We start from the raw sequence: 16,208 nt of genomic DNA on the forward strand, positions 1-16,208 counted from the left end.
CGTAAAATAATAAAAAAGGAACCTGCATGCAGGTTCCTTTTTTATTTCAATGTATCTAGTTTAGGTTTATTGCTTAGCGGGTTTAACGCTCGTATTTCCAGTTTCTGTGTTTGCCTTCTGAAATCCATTCAGCAGCAGTTTTCAGCCTTTTTTCTCGGGTAGCTTCAGTTTTGGCTTCGGTAATCCATTCTATGTATTCCTTTTTTTGCGAAGGACTGAAATTGTTGAAATTTTGAATTGCAGGTGGTACTGCTGAAAGGCCTGCAAGAAAATAGTCCGGTATTTCCAGTACTTTTTTTTCTGCTGCAGGTTTTTTTATAAGTTTTACGCCTTCTTCGTTTAGTCTTACCGCATTTTTAATGTAGGCTGTAAGGATGGCGTCATCTGGTAAATCGCTTACTGCTGTAATTCTGCCCAGCTGCCCCATGGCCTGTTCCTTTTCTTTTCCCAGTATTCCTGCGGGATCATCGAGTAATGTACTTTTCCAGAACCCAAATGCACAATGCGCCTTAAAGGATGCCATGCTGCAAACGGTACCTTTATATTCAAAATGGGGGAAGCCCCATTTGATGGTTTCCCTGATTTCATCGGAAGCCTGATGGATGAGCTTTCTGAGGTGCCTCAGAATGGGGTGTGCAAAGCCTGCTGAAGCATTGATATAGGTTTCAATCCTTGCGTCGTATTTCTCCATGGTCGGTATATCTCTTATCTAAAGATAAGAAAGATCTGTCTTTTACACAGTGCTGACAGGTAAAATCGGTTTTTAAAACAGGTATCTTACGATTTTATGCTACTTTTGTTCATTATACATTACAGATGGATACTACCTCAAAACTCGCATTGCTGCTGGAAGACACTGAGCTAAAGGCAGAACTTAAGGCAATTGCCCGGAAAGTTCAGCAGCAGGAAAGGATTACTTTTGATGAAGGCGTTTACCTTTATGAACATGCTGAACTTGGTTACCTTGGCGTTCTGGCCAATTACATCAGGGAACAAAGGCATGGCGACCGTACTTATTTCAACCGCAACTTCCATATTGAGCCTACGAATGTATGCGTGTACGACTGTAAGTTCTGCTCGTATTCCCGGATGATCAAACAAAAGGAAGAAGGCTGGGAAATGAGCGTTGAGGGAATGATGGAGGTATTGAAAAAATACGATCATGAACCGGTAACCGAAGTGCACATTACCGGAGGTGTGGTGCCCAAACAAAACCTGGAATTTTACAGCGATTTTTTCAGGAAAGCAAAGGCACATCGCCCTGATCTTCACATTAAAGCATTAACACCAGTAGAGTATTACTACATATTTAAAAAAGCCAAATTAAGTCATTACGACGGAATGAAATACCTGCAGGAAGCAGGCCTGGATTCTATGCCGGGGGGCGGGGCTGAGATTTTTCACCCCGAGGTGCGTGAAAAGATTGCGCACGACAAATGCAATGCCGAACAATGGCTGGATATACATGAACAGGCACATAAACTGGGTATGAAAACCAATGCCACAATGCTTTACGGGCATATAGAACAGTTCTGGCACCGGGTAGACCATATGGAACGGCTGCGTCAGCAACAGGATAAGACAGGCGGTTTTCAGGCTTTTATACCACTTAAGTTCAGGAACCAGCACAACCAGATGGACCATGTGCCTGAAGTTTCCGTTATCGAGGATTTAAGGAACTATGCCATTGCCCGGATTTACATGGATAATTTTGACCATATTAAGGCTTACTGGGCCATGATCAGCAGGCAGACGGCACAGCTGTCGCTGAACTTTGGGGTAGACGATATAGACGGTACATTAGACGATACTACCAAAATCTATTCCATGGCAGGTGCAGAAGAGCAGCATCCTGCAATGAGCACCCAGGAACTGGTAAACCTGATCAGGCAGGTAAAACGTAAACCGATTGAAAGGGATACCCTGTACAAGGTGGTAACAGATTATACAGATGTTACTTTTGGGGATGAGCCGAAACCACAATATTATAAATTGCCAGTAATCAACTAAATGGATAAGGAACTATACATCATCAGGCATGGTGAAACCGATTTAAACAAACAAGGAATTGTACAGGGCAGAGGCATCAACAGCGACCTGAACGATACCGGCAGGATGCAGGCCGCCGCATTTTACAATGCTTATAAAGATGTGCATTTTGATAAGATATATACCTCTAAATTAAAGCGTACACATCAAACCGTTAAAGGTTTTATTGATGCTGGTGTTTCTTGGGAACAATTGGAAGGGCTGGATGAGCTGGCCTGGGGCATATGGGAAGGGAAACCTAATGATGAAAATGCCATTTGTGCATTTAAAGGCCTGATGGAGCAATGGGAAGCCGGAGACTATGATGCTCATTTTGAAGGTGGCGAAAGTCCGAATGATGTGGTAAAAAGGGAACAGCAGGCGCTTGATATCATTAAAGCGGCTACAAATGAAAAAAGGGTACTGGTTTGTATGCACGGCCGTGCCATGCGTTTGTTTCTCTGCCTGCTTACCAGAAAGCCCATCTCTGAGATGACGGAATTTCCGCATCAGAACACTACACTTTATAGGGTTGAACTCAGCGGCAACCAGTTTGTGATCACCGAGTTTAACAATACCGATCATTTAAAATAAATTCAACTGTTGAACAAGATTAAAATCTCTGCCGTTTCCTATACCAATACCAAACCATTTATTTACGGAATTGAAAATTCAGCCCTGCTGGAACAGATAGATCTGAGTTTAGATATCCCTACTGATTGTGCTGCTAAATTGATTGATGGACAGGTTGATATCGGTCTGGTACCTGTTGCGGCAATTCCTCAGGTACCCCATGCGCACATTGTGGCCGATTATTGCATTGGTTCTGTTGGAGCCGTGAATTCTGTCTTCATATTCAGCAACGTTCCGGCTCATGAAATCAAAACTGTAAAGCTGGACAGCCATTCCAGGACATCCAATAACCTGGCACGGGTACTGATGAAATTTCATTTCAAACAGAAGGTAGTTTACACCACCGATGCAACTGCTGAAACAGATGCGATGGTACTGATTGGCGACCGCACCTTTGGGAAAAAAGAGCAGTTTGCCTACGCTTACGATATGGGACAGGAATGGATGAATTTTACCGGTCTTCCTTTTGTATACGCCGCCTGGGTGGCCAATAAATCCATTCCACAGGCTTTCATCAACGATTTTAACGAAGCCCTGGCATTCGGACTTTCCAAACGCAGGGAGCTTTTATCTGAACTGTCGGCTCCTGCTGATTTTGATCTGGAAGACTATCTGCTGAACAAGCTGGATTTTGAGCTGACCGACAAAAAACGTGAAGCATTGGAACTGTTCCTTTCCTACATTACAAAATTATAAACCTATTCACATTTTTTTACTTTTCAACAAATCGTAAAGCCTATACCTCAAGGTAGTATCTTTACGATTTTGTAAACAGATTCATTTTGGCTAAAGATCATACTAAAGAAACCCCGTTAATGCAGCAGTACAATGTAATTAAAGCAAAGTACCCGGGTGCATTATTACTGTTTAGAGTTGGTGACTTTTACGAAACATTTGGCGAAGATGCAGTCAAAACTTCGCAGATACTGGGCATTGTGCTGACCAGGAGAGGGACAGGGCCTAATGGTGCTTTGGAGCTTGCAGGCTTTCCGCATCATTCTTTGGATAACTACCTTTCCAAGTTGGTGAGGGCAGGACAACGGGTAGCCATCTGCGATCAGCTTGAAGATCCTAAAACCACTAAAACCATTGTTAAAAGAGGAGTGACCGAACTGGTTACGCCGGGGGTTGCCTATAACGACAATATCCTGAACCAAAAATCAAACAATTACCTGGCAGCGGTTTATTTCGATAAATCGACCGTAGGGGTTTCTTTTGCAGATATTTCTACCGGTGAATTCCTGGTTGCACAGGGCAATGCAGAATATATAGATAAGCTGTTGCAGGGTTTCAAGCCAAACGAAGTCGTTTTTCAAAAGAGCAGGAGAAAAGAGTTTCTGGAACTGTTTGGAGATAAATTCTATACCTATCACCTGGACGATTGGGCCTTTACTGCCGATTACGCCAATGAAACACTGACCAAACATTTTGAAGTAAACTCATTAAAAGGCTTTGGGGTAGACAGGCTTGCCAGTGGTATTGTTGCTGCCGGTGTGGTGTTGCATTACCTTAACGAAACGGAACACCGCAATTTAAAGCACATCACTTCCATATCTCGACTGGAAGAGGATAAATACATGTGGCTCGATCGTTTTACCATCCGTAACCTGGAACTCGTTAATTCGCCAAACGAAAATGCAGTAACGCTTTTTGAGGTGCTGGATAATACCTGTACCCCAATGGGCGCCCGCTTACTGCATAAGTGGATCATTATGCCTTTAAAGGAACTTAAACCTATCGAGGAGCGGTTGGGCATGGTCGATTACCTGGTAAAGCACGATGTGCTCTTGCAGGGCTTTTTAACACATATTAAGCAGATCGGCGACCTGGAACGTCTGATTTCAAAGGTAGGGCTGCAAAAGGTTGGCCCAAGGGAACTCTGCCAGTTAAAAAAAGCGTTGTACCATATAGAAGAAATAAAATCATTGGCCCAGAAATCCGGAAATGCCTTCCTGCTGGCACTTGCCGATCAGCTGAACCCATGTTTAAGCATCCGCGAAAAGCTGGAAAGAGAATTGCAGCAGGACCCGCCGGCATTACTCATTAAAGGGAATGTAATTGCGGACGGAGTAGATGAAGAACTGGACCGGCTGCGTAAAATTTCTTTCGGAGGTAAGGATTACCTGGTAGAAATCCAGAAAAGAGAAGCCGCTGCTACCGGTATCCCATCCCTAAAAGTTGCATTTAACAATGTGTTCGGTTATTACCTGGAGGTTACACATACCCATAAAGATAAAGTGCCGGCCGACTGGATCAGGAAACAGACCCTGGTGAGTGCCGAACGTTACATTACCCCTGAGCTAAAGGAATACGAAGAGCAGATTCTTGGTGCCGAAGAAAAGATCCAGCAGATAGAAGTGAAGCTGTATAATGACCTGATGTACCAGGTGAGTACCTACATCAGGCCCATACAACTGAATGCCTTTTTGGTTGCACAACTGGACGTGCTGTTGTGCTTTGCGCAGCTTGCCGTAAAGAACCATTACGTAAAACCTGAGATCACCAGGGGTAAAGCTTTGGATATCAAAGGCGGAAGGCATCCGGTAATAGAGCAGCGTCTGCCTGTGGGGGAAGAGTACATCACCAATGATGTATTTCTCGACAACGAGAGCCAGCAGATCATCATCATTACTGGTCCCAATATGTCGGGTAAGTCGGCCATACTCCGCCAAACCGGCTTAATTGTTTTAATGGGACAAATGGGATGTTTTGTGCCGGCAAAGGCCGCCACAATCGGATTGGTAGACAAGATATTTACCCGTGTAGGGGCTTCAGACAACCTATCTTCAGGAGAAAGTACCTTTATGGTGGAAATGAATGAAACCGCCAGTATCCTGAACAACATATCAGACAACAGCTTAATCTTGCTTGATGAAATTGGTCGTGGTACCAGTACTTACGATGGAATTTCTATAGCCTGGGCAATTGCGGAGTTTTTACATACACACCCAACGGCAAAGCCTAAAACGCTGTTTGCTACCCATTATCACGAGCTGAACGAACTGGCTACTACGATGAGCCGGATCAAAAACTTTAACGTTTCCATTAAAGAAGTGGGGAATAAAGTGATCTTTTTAAGGAAATTGGTACCGGGCGGCAGCGAGCATAGCTTTGGTATCCACGTGGCCAAAATGGCGGGTATGCCACCTAAGTTGATCAACAGGGCCAATGAGATCTTAAAAAAGCTGGAAATAGACAGAACAGAAGGCCAAAGCATTAAAGACAGCATCAAAAAGGTGCAGAACCAGGCGTATCAGTTGCACATGTTTGCTGTTGATGACCCTATTCTGGTAAAAATAAGGGATATGCTGAACAACCTGGATGTGAATGTACTGACCCCGGTTGAAGCCTTGTTGAAGTTGGATGAAATACAACGTTTAATCAAACAATAATATGGAAGCTTTGAAAAAAATACAGACAAACAGATTTGTTCTCCTTACGCTGCTGATGGCTGCCTTATTTTTTTCAGCATGTAGTTCCAGAAAAAAAACAGTCAGACCCAATGTATCCGCTGTAAAAGCTGCCGATGCCATGGCACACCTGAGGAATAAACAGCTGTACCGCTTCATAACGGATTGGACAGGGGTGCAATACCGTTTGGGCGGATTGGACAAAAGAGGGGTTGATTGCTCCGGTTTTGCATTTCTGCTGCAGAAAGATATTTATGGCAATACCCTGCCCCGAAGGTCCAGGGACCAGGCAAATGTGGTTAGAGAAAAGAATTTAGCGCAGTTGAAAGAGGGCGACCTGGTCTTCTTTTCTTTTGGTGGCGGGGCAGTAGATCATGTCGGCATTTACTTAAACAACAACTGCTTTGTACATGCCTCCACGACCAGAGGGGTAGTCGTCGATGATCTGAGTTTACCGGCCTACCAGCGGGCTCTGGTTAAAGCGGGTTCCTTAAATAATTGATTTAAAAATAACCTTAACCTGATCGGCAGTGCTCACGTCAGTGATGAAATCGGTAAAAGCTGCATACCGTTCTGCAGGGTGGGTCCCGTTATTTAAAACAAATTTCCGGTTATATATCAATTTATTGCCTTCTTTTTTGATGCTGGCCTGATAGGTTCCAAATTCATTTTTTATAAAAGTATCTTTAGGAATATGTTCTATCTCCACCTTGTCTGGCAGGGTGTAAATAAGCTCATCTTCATCAACATAACCTCTATTGATAAAAAGGGGCAGGGTTCTGTTGCTCACTTCCGGAACAGTTCGTTTTCTGTTAAAAGCGTTCGGTACCAGGTAAAAATGGTTATTGGTTCGCGAAGCATAGCGTGGAATACTGAATTCCAGTAGCTCTGTCGTACGTGGTGTTTCCCCTTTATCCTGGATTATTTTGCAGGAACGGAAATCAATATTGCCGATGTCGTATGTGCCTTTTAAAAGTTTCAATTGTTCCTTTAAAGATTGGCCAATCAGTTGATTGCAATTGTCATATTGAGCGCCACTGTAAACAGTGTTCAGGCTGCCTTGGACATTTCCTTCTTCATCAAGACCAAGTTCGGCCCTGCGTTTTTGGATGTTCATTGAGGTAGTTAGTGCAGGAGTCCTTAATATTTTGCCGCCTTCCGGAGTACAGGCCAGTACGGTACGGTCGTCCGTAAAAGTACCCAAAAAGCCAAAAGGAATGGCCTGATTGGTGCATTCCAGCCAGGTGGTGTCATTTTTAAGCGGCAGGCATAAAATGATGTGATTGCCCTGGTTCATGCTGGCAAAATCAGCATCCATATCCTTTTTAAAATTACCTGCGTTTACCACGCAGTAGTAAGACGGGATGTTTATTACATTCAATAAGCTTTGCGTATAATTGACCAGAGCCTTGCAATCTCCATAAGAGAGCTGCTGAACTTCTGATGCCTGCATGGGCATGTGTCCGCCAATACCTATTTGTACACTGATATAACGCGTCTTTCTTTGTACATATTCATAGATCTTTCTGGCTTTGTCCTTATCATTGTCTACACCCTGTACCAGTGTTTTTACAGTTGCAATGGCATCGGCCGGCAGGTTTTGCCTGTTTTTGATCAGTTCCGTATATTCCCACATACCCAATTCTTTCCAGTTCTGGTAGTTGCCCTTATACCCATAATAATTAAAAGCTTCCGGCGCAATTTTTATAGTGGTGCAATAACTTTCCGGATCGGGGGCAAAAGGTTCTGGTTTAAAAGCCGGCACATTTTTAACTGTCCAGGTCATGCTTTTGGATTTGGGGCTTTCTGTTATTTCAGGCTCGCCTTTATAATTGGTGCTTTTGATCCTTATTTTGTCTTCTGGTTTACAGGTGAATGTAAAGCTATTGCTGGCCACTGCAACACCAGGTATGCCACCCGCACGCCATACCGGTATCATCAGATTTTGTTTAAATCTTAATTCATATTCGCAGACCACGGTGTAGGGATAATTCAGAACAGTGGGGGCAAAGTGCTTTAAACGGTCATCTTCAAATAGCGAAATATCACTCACGGCGCTATGGTCTGAAAAATTGCTCAATGTAAATTTTCCCGTTGGTTTTCCAAATGCATCCAGAATAATGCCTTTTGCAGATTTGATGGCTAAATTTTTACTGTACCATAAAGTGAGTTCAGCCTGTTCATCTCCATTTTTATTGAGTACAGTCACCACCTTTTTTACAGTCATGATCACATGGTCATCTGCCTGCATATTTACAGTGGTTTCCATTTTTCTGATCACTGCGGTCGCCCGGGTTTTTAATGCCGGGGCTATCTGATCGGCTGTATAATCTTCCTGCTGTGCAAAGCAGCTAAAGCTGCAGAGCAGCATAAAAAAAGGAATAAGGTTTTTTAAGGTCATTTTACTTTCTTAAGAACAATATCTGTTTTCTGTAACTGGATGATCCTGCTGTAAAGTTCTTTAAGTGCATGGTATTCATCAGAATCGTATACCGCTTTGTTGAACTGGAGCAGCTCGCTGAAAATCAGGACATCCTCTTCCAGGCTGGTGCTGCATACAAAGCGACCGCCATTATCGGCGAGTAGCATATTGGTTTCTTTGGGTTTATCGGCCAAAGTGTAATTGCCAGGTAATTTAAGTGACATGGTAAAACGAATTTCACTTTGGGTACCGAGGTCGACCGGGTAACTGCGCTCATTTAAATTGAAGGGGTTTCTGGAAATACGTTCTACAAAAAAAGGATTAAAGAACAGTGGGTCGTGATTCAGGTCCTGAAAAGCTGACATTTCAATTTCATAGGTTTCAGTAAGGAGGTTTTCCAAACTGTCCAGGTTTTGTATCTGATATTTAAGGATGCGGATGTTTGGCATACTTTCGTCCAGCTGTTCTACGTACTCATCTACGGAACTGGCAGCGGTAATTTTCCTGCGTTTATTGCATCCCGCATATCCTACGGAATAAATGTTCAGAGCCCCTTTTATCTTTCCATCCTTTCCCAGTTCCGCATTCAGGCTGTAACGCGTGGTCTCTTTCTGACTGGCCTTAAGATCGTACCAATAGGATGGCTTCTTCAGGTTGATGACCCTTCCTTGCCCATTAATGCAATGTAAGGGAAGCAATCCAAAAGGCATCAGCGGCTCCGAAGCATCGAGCAGGTATGATTTTCCGTCAATATTTACTTTCGCAACCACATAATTGAAATCGCTGATCACCGGGTACAAACTGTTTACCGTGCCATTAGACCGTGTCGAAAGGATCATTGCCTCGGCATCCAGATCAGCGGCACTCAAGGCAGCTACCAGTGCCAGGTTAATGTCCCCTATGTTTCCCGTGTGGTTTTCCAATGCTTTTTTGATGGTGTTTTCGCTAAAGATTCCGATAAAACCATTTTTTTTAATGTTCCGCTTAATGTAATAAAAAACTGCTTGTGCTTTACTCAGGGGATCAGCGGCGTTTTTAAGGATCTCTGGCAGTAAATCTTTAAATACATCTTTTCTTTTCATTTGTCCCCCAAACGATTTGTCGTCCAGTAACTCATGATCCACGTCTTTCCATTCTTTGGTGACACTTTTTTTTGCGCCGTTCATCATGTAATATTCGGCCAGTTCAAAATTGATGGCCGATCTGAAATTACTGGCAGCTGTCATGTAATCTTCTTCGATCAGTGCCGGAACGTTTTTCATAATATAGGTCATCTTAGAACAATCAATGTTTCTCCCCGCAATTCTGAGGCATTCTTTATGGAGTTCGGCATTTTGTGAGCTCAGTTTTTGCGCGCCGCGAAGGCTTACATTGTAGTTGTATAAAGCCGGGATATTGGCAATGAATTCACTGTGCAGCTTGGGAATGTCCGATTGAAATTCCCAGCTTCTGAAGTTATAGAGGCTGGGCGAGTGGATGCGGTAGCTGTATTCAATAATGCTGCCCTCGCTAAGATTAGGCATGGTGAATTTTGTCAGGTTTACATATTTGTTCTTTTTCTCCCTGAATACTTTTTTCCTGTCCAGTTCTGTCAATACCATCTGGCCATTTACCTCGTTGATGGTTGTTGCTTTAAGGTCATAGATCATATCTTCCTTATCGCCGTAAATCCGCTGCGGAATAACGATGTTGGCATTTTCAAAACCATTTTTGTTAAATATTTTTATGCGTACATGGTATTCAAAATCGATATATAGGTTACCGTAGGCATCGTCAACCCTCACAGCTGCAGTACCGAATTCCCGGAGCACAACTGCATTGGCGTTGCTGTCCAGATCAACCTTCTTTAACAGCAATTCATCTGCGTTGATATTGGCGTAGTCAAAATTTTGTGCAAATGCCGCTCCCGAACAGAAAAAAGCAGCTAAAAAAACAAGACATTTCATAAAAGAGCGTTTATCGCAAAATATAGCACAAGATATATGATGGAATTTAAATAAAAAAATAGATTTTAAACTATTCCAATAGAAATTAATGTGTTATCAAATAAGTTGAGGATTAATGGATGATTTTTACGACTTTTGAAAAGCTACGAAAAAGTTAAAAATGAAATTAAATTTAAAACGCCCACTCGCTTTTTTTGATCTGGAAACCACTGGTGTTAATGTTGGTGCTGATCGTATTGTTGAAATTGCGATATTAAAAGCCATGCCGGATGGATCTGAACTGATCAAAACCATGCGCATCAACCCGGAGATGCCAATTCCATTGCATTCTTCATTGATCCATGGAATTTATGATGAACACGTTGCGAATGAGCCCACATTTAAAACTGTGGCTGCCGAACTTGCCGAATTTATTGGTGATGCAGATCTTGCCGGATACAATTCCAATCGTTTTGACATTCCGGTATTGCTGGAAGAATTTTTAAGGGCAGGCGTTGATCTGGATATGACCGACAGAAAGTTTGTTGATGTACAGAACATATTTCACCAGATGGAGCAGCGTACACTCAGGGCCGCCTACAGGTTTTACTGCGATAAGGATATTGTTAATGCCCATTCGGCAGAAGCAGACATCAAAGCCACATATGAGGTGCTGCTGGCCCAGATTGAACGTTACAAAGATGCTAAATTTGAGGATAAACAAGGCCAGATATCCAGGCCTGTGCAAAATGATGTGGATGCCCTTCACGTATTTACCAATATGAACAAACCGGTTGATTTTGCCGGCAGAATGGTCTTCAACGAGAATGAAGAAGAGATATTCAATTTTGGTAAGCATAAAGGCAAAACTGTGGAACAGGTATTTGATATAGAACCCAGCTATTATGCCTGGATGAAACAAGGAGATTTCCCGCTGTATACCAAGAAAAAGCTCGACGAGATCTGGGCAAGGTGGAGCAAAAAAAAGGAGGCCAATAAAGTTAAACAACCGCAGGCCAAAGCCCAGCAGCAGCATACCAAACCTCAGCAGGCCCAGCTGAAAAAAGATCAGCCTGCCAAAGAGGTGACCAATGATATGCTGGAACAGCTGAAAATGAAATTTGGGAAATAAGCCCTGAACCTATGATCCAACAAATACAACTGGCGGCAATATTTTTGTTGTTGTCTGTGCCGGCTTTTGCCCAGGAAAGTTTGCCTGCACCTGCAAATATACAACAGGCCTATTCAAAAGGTACAAGACATTTTAGTGGTAAACCTGGGACTGGATATTGGCAGAATACTGCCGATTATAGGTTAAAAACGAATTTTGATCCGGCTTCGCGTGTGTTAAAAGGCGAGGTAGAAATCTCTTACCTGAACAACAGCCCTGATACGCTTAAGCAGCTCTGGTTTAAACTCTATCCTAATCTTTATAAAAAGGGGGTAAACGTAAAAGCGAAGATCGCTCCGAAAGATATGGGGGCAGGTGTAGATGTACGATTACTACAGGTAAATGGCAAGATAACCATTCCAGTAATAGAAGGCACCAATATGCATGCTGATATAGCAGCACTTGCACCTGGCAAATCCCTTAAACTAAAAATAGATTACCAGTATATCTTAAATAAAGGCTCGCATATGCGTACTGGCCAGGTGAGCGATAGCGCTCATTTTCTGGCTTATTTTTTTCCAAGAGTGGCAGTTTACGATGACATAGATGGATGGAACAAATACCCATATACCGGTGAAGAGGAATTTTATAACGATTTCTGTAATTTCAGGGCCGACATTACTGTGCCAAAAAATTATGTAGTGTGGGCTACCGGCGACCTGTTAAATGCAAATGAAGTCTTTAAAAAGGAGATTGCAAACCGCTTAAAAAATGCCGAACAGGCCGATGAAGTTGTAGATGTCATTTCTGCTGAAGATTTGAAACGTAAAGCAGTCACCAGTGGCAAGGATTTCAATACCTATACCTTTGAAGCAAAAAATGTGACCGATTTTGCCTTTGCCACCAGTAATCATTACCTGTGGAAGTCGACCAGTGTAATGGTTGATGCTGTGAATAAAAGAAGGACCAGAGTAGATGCTGCTTTTAATCCTGTTCATCGCGACTACTACGAAGTGGTAGATTTTGCAGCGAAAACCGTGCAACTGATGAGCCATGTTTTTCCAAAATGGCCCTTTCCATATGCGCATGAAACTGTTTTCGACGGGCTCGACCAGATGGAATATCCCATGATGGTAAATGATAACCCGGTCGATAAAAGGGAAGACGCCATCACGCTTACCGTTCACGAGATATTTCACACCATGTTCCCTTTTTATATGGGAACCAATGAAACCAAATATGGCTGGATGGATGAGGGCTGGGCAACCATAGGAGAGTGGTTGCTGGCCCCGATGATCGACACCGCAATGGTAGATGATTACGGAGTCGAATCAACCGCCATTTCTTCAGGCAGCAACAACGATGTACCTATTGTTACCTTAACGCCAGAGTTAAAAGGTGTTGGTACGTTTACCAATTCTTATCCTAAACCCGGGCTTGGCTACCTTTATGTTAAAGATTATCTGGGCGATGAACTCTTTATCAAAGCCCTGCATCATTACATCAGCCAGTGGCAGGGCAAACACCCCATGCCCCTCGACTTCTTTTACAGTATGAATGAAGGCTCGGGTAAAAACCTGAACTGGTTCTGGAAGCGCTGGTTCTTTGAGGAAGGTGTTACCGATATGGGAATAAAGGGTGTGGCCAAAACCAGCAAAGGCTATAGCATTCAGGTAGAAAACAAAAGCTTTAAACCTTTGCCTGTAGACCTTAAACTGGAATATGCCGATGGCTCTTCAGAAAATATCCATCATAGCATTGGCGTATGGGAAAAGGGTGATTCGTTGATTCGTATTGAGATAATTTCTAATAAAAGCCTTAAAAAGGTGACCTTGGGGAGCGTACATGTACCGGACAAGGACAAAAGCGACAATGTGTTTCGTGTAAAATAATATAAAGGCCTCTCTAAGAGGTCTTTTTTATGAAATCAATGTTTCTTGTGAGCCCTTTGAACTTGGTGCGTTTAACGGCAGAGTTTTTAAAGATCGTTTTAAAGACATCCTCGGTAATGTCCAGCCAATCTTCTTTTTTCATTTCTAGCAGTTGCGCATTGGGTTTAAATAAAGGTTCCGTATGCGGTACGGCGAATCTGTTCCATGGGCACACATCCTGACATACGTCGCAGCCAAACATCCAGTTGTCCATCTTATCTTTAAAATCCTGATCAATTTCCTCCCTGAGCTCAATTGTGAGGTAAGAAATGCATTTTTTGGCGTCGATAACGAAAGGTGATAAGATGGCCTCAGTTGGGCAGGCATCAATACATTTGGTGCAGGTGCCGCAATGGTCGGTTTCAAAAGGATGGTCGTATTCCAGTTCGAGGTCTACGATCAGTTCCGCTAAAAAGAAGAAGGAGCCACTTTTTTTGTTGATCAGGTTGCTGTTTTTGCCAATCCAGCCGATGCCCGCGCGTTTGGCCCAGGCGCGGTCCAGCACCGGTGCAGAATCCACAAATGCCCGGCCATCAACCTCACCAATTTCCTGGCGGATATAGTTGAGCAGCTGGAACAGTTTATCCTTAATTACCTGGTGGTAATCCATGCCGTAAGCATATTTAGAGATTTTTGGGGCCTCCGGATCCGATTGCTGTTTATCCGGATAATAATTTAAGCTGAGCGAGATCACCGATTTTGAACCTTCAACAAGTAGCCTGGGGTCCAGTCTTTTATCGAAATGGTTTTCCATATAGCCCATCTTTCCGTGATGGTTGTCCTGGAGCCATTTTTCAAGTTTTGGCGCCTCTTCCTCAAGAAAGGTTGCCCTGGCTATGCCGCATTGCATAAAGCCAAGCCTGAAGGCTTCATCCTTGATCATTTTGCTGTATGTCGATGCATTAGCTGCCATTGGACAACAAAGATAAGGCTTTGCTTCGTAAACTTTTTAGGGACTGGCTTGTTGTTAAGTAAACCAAAAACTTAAAGTCATGGAAAATCAGGAGCTGAGACATACGGAAGACCCAAACAAACCGCATAAACCGATAGAACATGATTATGCACACCATCAGGACGATCCGGGACCTTCGCCCCAGGCGGTGAAAGAAAAGGATATCAATGGTGCAGCAATAGTTTTAAGGTGGCTGATCCCGTTGCTGGTGATCGCCCTGCTGATCTATTGGTTCGTTTATAAGGGGGCGCATAGTTAGAAAGTAAGGCTGTTATTTTAACAGCCTTACTTCGTAAAGGTCTTTGCGGCGGTCTTTCAATATTTTTACTGTCCCGAAATGGTGTAGTTCATCCAGCAAATGAAGATCAACATCCACTACCAGCATCATCTCTGTGTTGGGGGTAGTTTCCGCTTTTACAGCATTTGTCGGAAAAGCGAAATCAGATGGGGTAAATACGGCCGATTGCGCAAACTGGATGTCCATGTTATTTACCTTGGGCAAATTGCCCACACAGCCGGCAATAGCCACATAACATTCGTTTTCAATGGCCCGAGCCTGTGCACAATGCCTCACTCTGGTGTATCCGTTCTGGGTATCTGTTAAAAAAGGGACGAAGAGCATTTGCATGCCCTGGTCTGCCAGTATCCTGCTCAGTTCGGGAAATTCTACGTCATAACAGATCAGTATCCCTACTTTACCACAGTCGGTATCAAATACCTGCAGCCGATCACCTCCTACCATGCCATAATATTTCTGTTCGTTTGGCGTGATGTGTATTTTTCTGTATTCGTCGGTTTTGCCGCTTCTATGGCATAAATAAGTGGCGTTGTACAACTTGTTGTTTTCAAGGATGGGCATGCTGCCCGAGATGATATTTACATTATAGGCCAGTGCATATTGCTGGATGCGTTCTACAATTTCAGCAGTATGTTCGGCCAGCTTGCGCATGGCTTCCATCTCAGGTAAATGATTGTAGGGATGGAGCAGCGGAGTATTGAAGAACTCGGGGAACATGATAAAATCAGACTTATAGCCACTCACCGCATCCACAAAAAACTCAACCTGCTCGTAAAAAGCCTCAATATCAGGAAACAAACGCATCTGCCACTGTACCAGGCCTATTCTGATGGTCTTGGCCGAACGTGCCGAAGCGTCTATACCCTGGTAGTAGATGTTGTTCCATTCTATCAGTGTGGCAAATTCTTTGGATTCATGGTCGCCCGGAAGGTAGTTTTTTAACACTTTTCTTACGTGGAAATCGTTCGACAGCTGGAAGGTGAGGGTAGGGTCGTAAATCTCTTTGGCTTTCACCTTATCAATGTATTGCCTTGGGCTCAGCTGGTCTGCAAACTCATGATAACCGGGGATACGCCCTCCGGCGATAATGCTTTTCAGGTTCAGGCTTTCACAGAGTTCTTTCCGGGCCTCATAGAGCCTGCGCCCCAGGCGTAGCCCCCGAAATTCGGGGGAAACAAAGATCTCAATTCCGTATAAGGTATCCCCGTTGGGGTCATGGGTAGAGAAAGTATAAGCTCCGGTTATCATCTGATAGGTATGTTTATCGCCATACTCATCATAGTCTACAATAATAGAGAGGGAACAGGCCACTACCTTATCATCAACTGCAATACACAATTGTCCTTCAGGAAACAGCTTTAAAAGTTTGGAAATGGTTGCCTTGCCCCAGATCTGGCCGCCAAGTGTATCATAGGCCTGAAGCATAGATTCTTTAAGGTCATCATAATCTTCTAAAGTCAGTTTTCTTGTTTCTATATTCATATCCGCTAAATTTAAG

The 16,208-nt window shown here is 43.4% G+C and carries 13 protein-coding genes; 8 read left to right on the plus strand and 5 right to left on the minus strand.

Translation table 11 applies throughout. The annotated features are described in order from the left end of the window. Window positions 1-82: 82 nt before the first annotated feature. Window positions 83-691 carry a YdeI/OmpD-associated family protein gene (locus B9A91_RS18150; RefSeq protein WP_084240445.1) on the minus strand — a complete coding sequence of 203 codons (609 nt, stop codon included), beginning with the start codon at window positions 689-691 and terminating at the stop codon, window positions 83-85. Window positions 692-816: 125 nt separating this feature from the next. On the opposite strand from B9A91_RS18150, the gene mqnE reads away from it, so the two are divergent. The 5 genes from mqnE (at window position 817) to B9A91_RS18175 (ending at window position 6,573) form a co-directional block, all read left to right on the plus strand. Beyond that, window positions 817-2,010 carry an aminofutalosine synthase MqnE gene (gene mqnE / locus B9A91_RS18155; protein ID WP_084240446.1) on the plus strand — a complete coding sequence of 398 codons (1,194 nt, stop codon included), beginning with the start codon at window positions 817-819 and terminating at the stop codon, window positions 2,008-2,010. Continuing rightward, the gene (locus tag B9A91_RS18160; RefSeq protein WP_084240447.1) at window positions 2,011-2,622 is read left to right on the plus strand and encodes a histidine phosphatase family protein; all 612 of its coding nucleotides are present in this window, start codon (window positions 2,011-2,013) and stop codon (window positions 2,620-2,622) included. It begins immediately after the preceding gene. Between the two features lie 9 nt (window positions 2,623-2,631). Continuing rightward, window positions 2,632-3,357, plus strand: coding sequence for a menaquinone biosynthetic enzyme MqnA/MqnD family protein (locus B9A91_RS18165; RefSeq protein ID WP_084240448.1), 726 nt, complete (start codon window positions 2,632-2,634; stop codon window positions 3,355-3,357). 86 nt (window positions 3,358-3,443) lie between these two features. After that, complete coding sequence (mutS, locus tag B9A91_RS18170) at window positions 3,444-6,053, plus strand: DNA mismatch repair protein MutS (protein ID WP_084240449.1); 2,610 nt, start codon at window positions 3,444-3,446, stop codon at window positions 6,051-6,053. A 1-nt stretch (window position 6,054) separates the two neighbouring features. Beyond that, window positions 6,055-6,573, plus strand: a complete 519-nt coding sequence (locus B9A91_RS18175) for a C40 family peptidase (protein ID WP_084240450.1) — start codon at window positions 6,055-6,057, stop codon at window positions 6,571-6,573. On the opposite strand, the gene B9A91_RS18180 is transcribed toward B9A91_RS18175, so the two are convergent. Then, window positions 6,562-8,472: a DUF3857 domain-containing protein gene (locus tag B9A91_RS18180; RefSeq protein WP_084240451.1), complete on the minus strand. Its 1,911-nt coding sequence runs from the start codon at window positions 8,470-8,472 to the stop codon at window positions 6,562-6,564. The two genes, B9A91_RS18175 and B9A91_RS18180, sit on opposite strands and share 12 nt — an antisense overlap. After that, a complete protein-coding gene (locus B9A91_RS18185; RefSeq protein ID WP_084240452.1) occupies window positions 8,469-10,439 on the minus strand; it encodes a DUF3857 domain-containing protein in 1,971 nt (656 codons plus the stop codon). The genes B9A91_RS18180 and B9A91_RS18185 overlap by 4 nt, the downstream gene beginning before the upstream one ends. Window positions 10,440-10,599: 160 nt before the next feature. Between B9A91_RS18185 and B9A91_RS18190 the strand changes: the two genes are divergently transcribed. Together B9A91_RS18190 and B9A91_RS18195 are read left to right on the plus strand one after the other, a co-directional pair. Next, window positions 10,600-11,550 (plus strand): 3'-5' exonuclease, encoded by a 951-nt coding sequence (locus B9A91_RS18190; RefSeq protein WP_084240453.1) that lies wholly within the window; start codon window positions 10,600-10,602, stop codon window positions 11,548-11,550. Between the two features lie 11 nt (window positions 11,551-11,561). Continuing rightward, window positions 11,562-13,421, plus strand: coding sequence for a M1 family metallopeptidase (locus B9A91_RS18195; protein WP_084240454.1), 1,860 nt, complete (start codon window positions 11,562-11,564; stop codon window positions 13,419-13,421). Between the two features lie 13 nt (window positions 13,422-13,434). On the opposite strand, the gene queG is transcribed toward B9A91_RS18195, so the two are convergent. After that, window positions 13,435-14,373 (minus strand): tRNA epoxyqueuosine(34) reductase QueG, encoded by a 939-nt coding sequence (gene queG, locus B9A91_RS18200; protein WP_084240455.1) that lies wholly within the window; start codon window positions 14,371-14,373, stop codon window positions 13,435-13,437. 79 nt (window positions 14,374-14,452) lie between these two features. Between queG and B9A91_RS18205 the strand changes: the two genes are divergently transcribed. Next, the gene (locus B9A91_RS18205; protein ID WP_084240456.1) at window positions 14,453-14,671 is read left to right on the plus strand and encodes a hypothetical protein; all 219 of its coding nucleotides are present in this window, start codon (window positions 14,453-14,455) and stop codon (window positions 14,669-14,671) included. A 12-nt stretch (window positions 14,672-14,683) separates the two neighbouring features. Here B9A91_RS18205 and B9A91_RS18210 read toward each other — a convergent pair whose 3' ends face one another. Next, on the minus strand, window positions 14,684-16,192 hold the full coding sequence (locus tag B9A91_RS18210) for a carbon-nitrogen hydrolase family protein (protein WP_084240457.1): 1,509 nt from the start codon (window positions 16,190-16,192) through the stop codon (window positions 14,684-14,686). Window positions 16,193-16,208 lie beyond the last annotated feature (16 nt).

The organism is Pedobacter africanus (assembly GCF_900176535.1).
Lineage (GTDB): Bacteria > Bacteroidota > Bacteroidia > Sphingobacteriales > Sphingobacteriaceae > Pedobacter > Pedobacter africanus.

Bases quoted from the DNA above. Each gene is read 5' to 3' on its own strand.
- B9A91_RS18190 (WP_084240453.1), top strand. From the start codon at position 10,600: ATGAAATTAAATTTAAAACGCCCACTCGCTTTTTTTGATCTGGAAACC.
- mqnE (WP_084240446.1), top strand. From the start codon at position 817: ATGGATACTACCTCAAAACTCGCATTGCTGCTGGAAGACACTGAGCTA.
- B9A91_RS18175 (WP_084240450.1), top strand. From the start codon at position 6,055: ATGGAAGCTTTGAAAAAAATACAGACAAACAGATTTGTTCTCCTTACG.
- B9A91_RS18160 (WP_084240447.1), top strand. From the start codon at position 2,011: ATGGATAAGGAACTATACATCATCAGGCATGGTGAAACCGATTTAAAC.
- B9A91_RS18185 (WP_084240452.1), bottom strand. From the start codon at position 10,439: ATGAAATGTCTTGTTTTTTTAGCTGCTTTTTTCTGTTCGGGAGCGGCA.
- B9A91_RS18205 (WP_084240456.1), top strand. From the start codon at position 14,453: ATGGAAAATCAGGAGCTGAGACATACGGAAGACCCAAACAAACCGCAT.
- B9A91_RS18180 (WP_084240451.1), bottom strand. From the start codon at position 8,472: ATGACCTTAAAAAACCTTATTCCTTTTTTTATGCTGCTCTGCAGCTTT.
- queG (WP_084240455.1), bottom strand. From the start codon at position 14,373: ATGGCAGCTAATGCATCGACATACAGCAAAATGATCAAGGATGAAGCC.
- B9A91_RS18210 (WP_084240457.1), bottom strand. From the start codon at position 16,192: ATGAATATAGAAACAAGAAAACTGACTTTAGAAGATTATGATGACCTT.
- B9A91_RS18195 (WP_084240454.1), top strand. From the start codon at position 11,562: ATGATCCAACAAATACAACTGGCGGCAATATTTTTGTTGTTGTCTGTG.
- B9A91_RS18150 (WP_084240445.1), bottom strand. From the start codon at position 691: ATGGAGAAATACGACGCAAGGATTGAAACCTATATCAATGCTTCAGCA.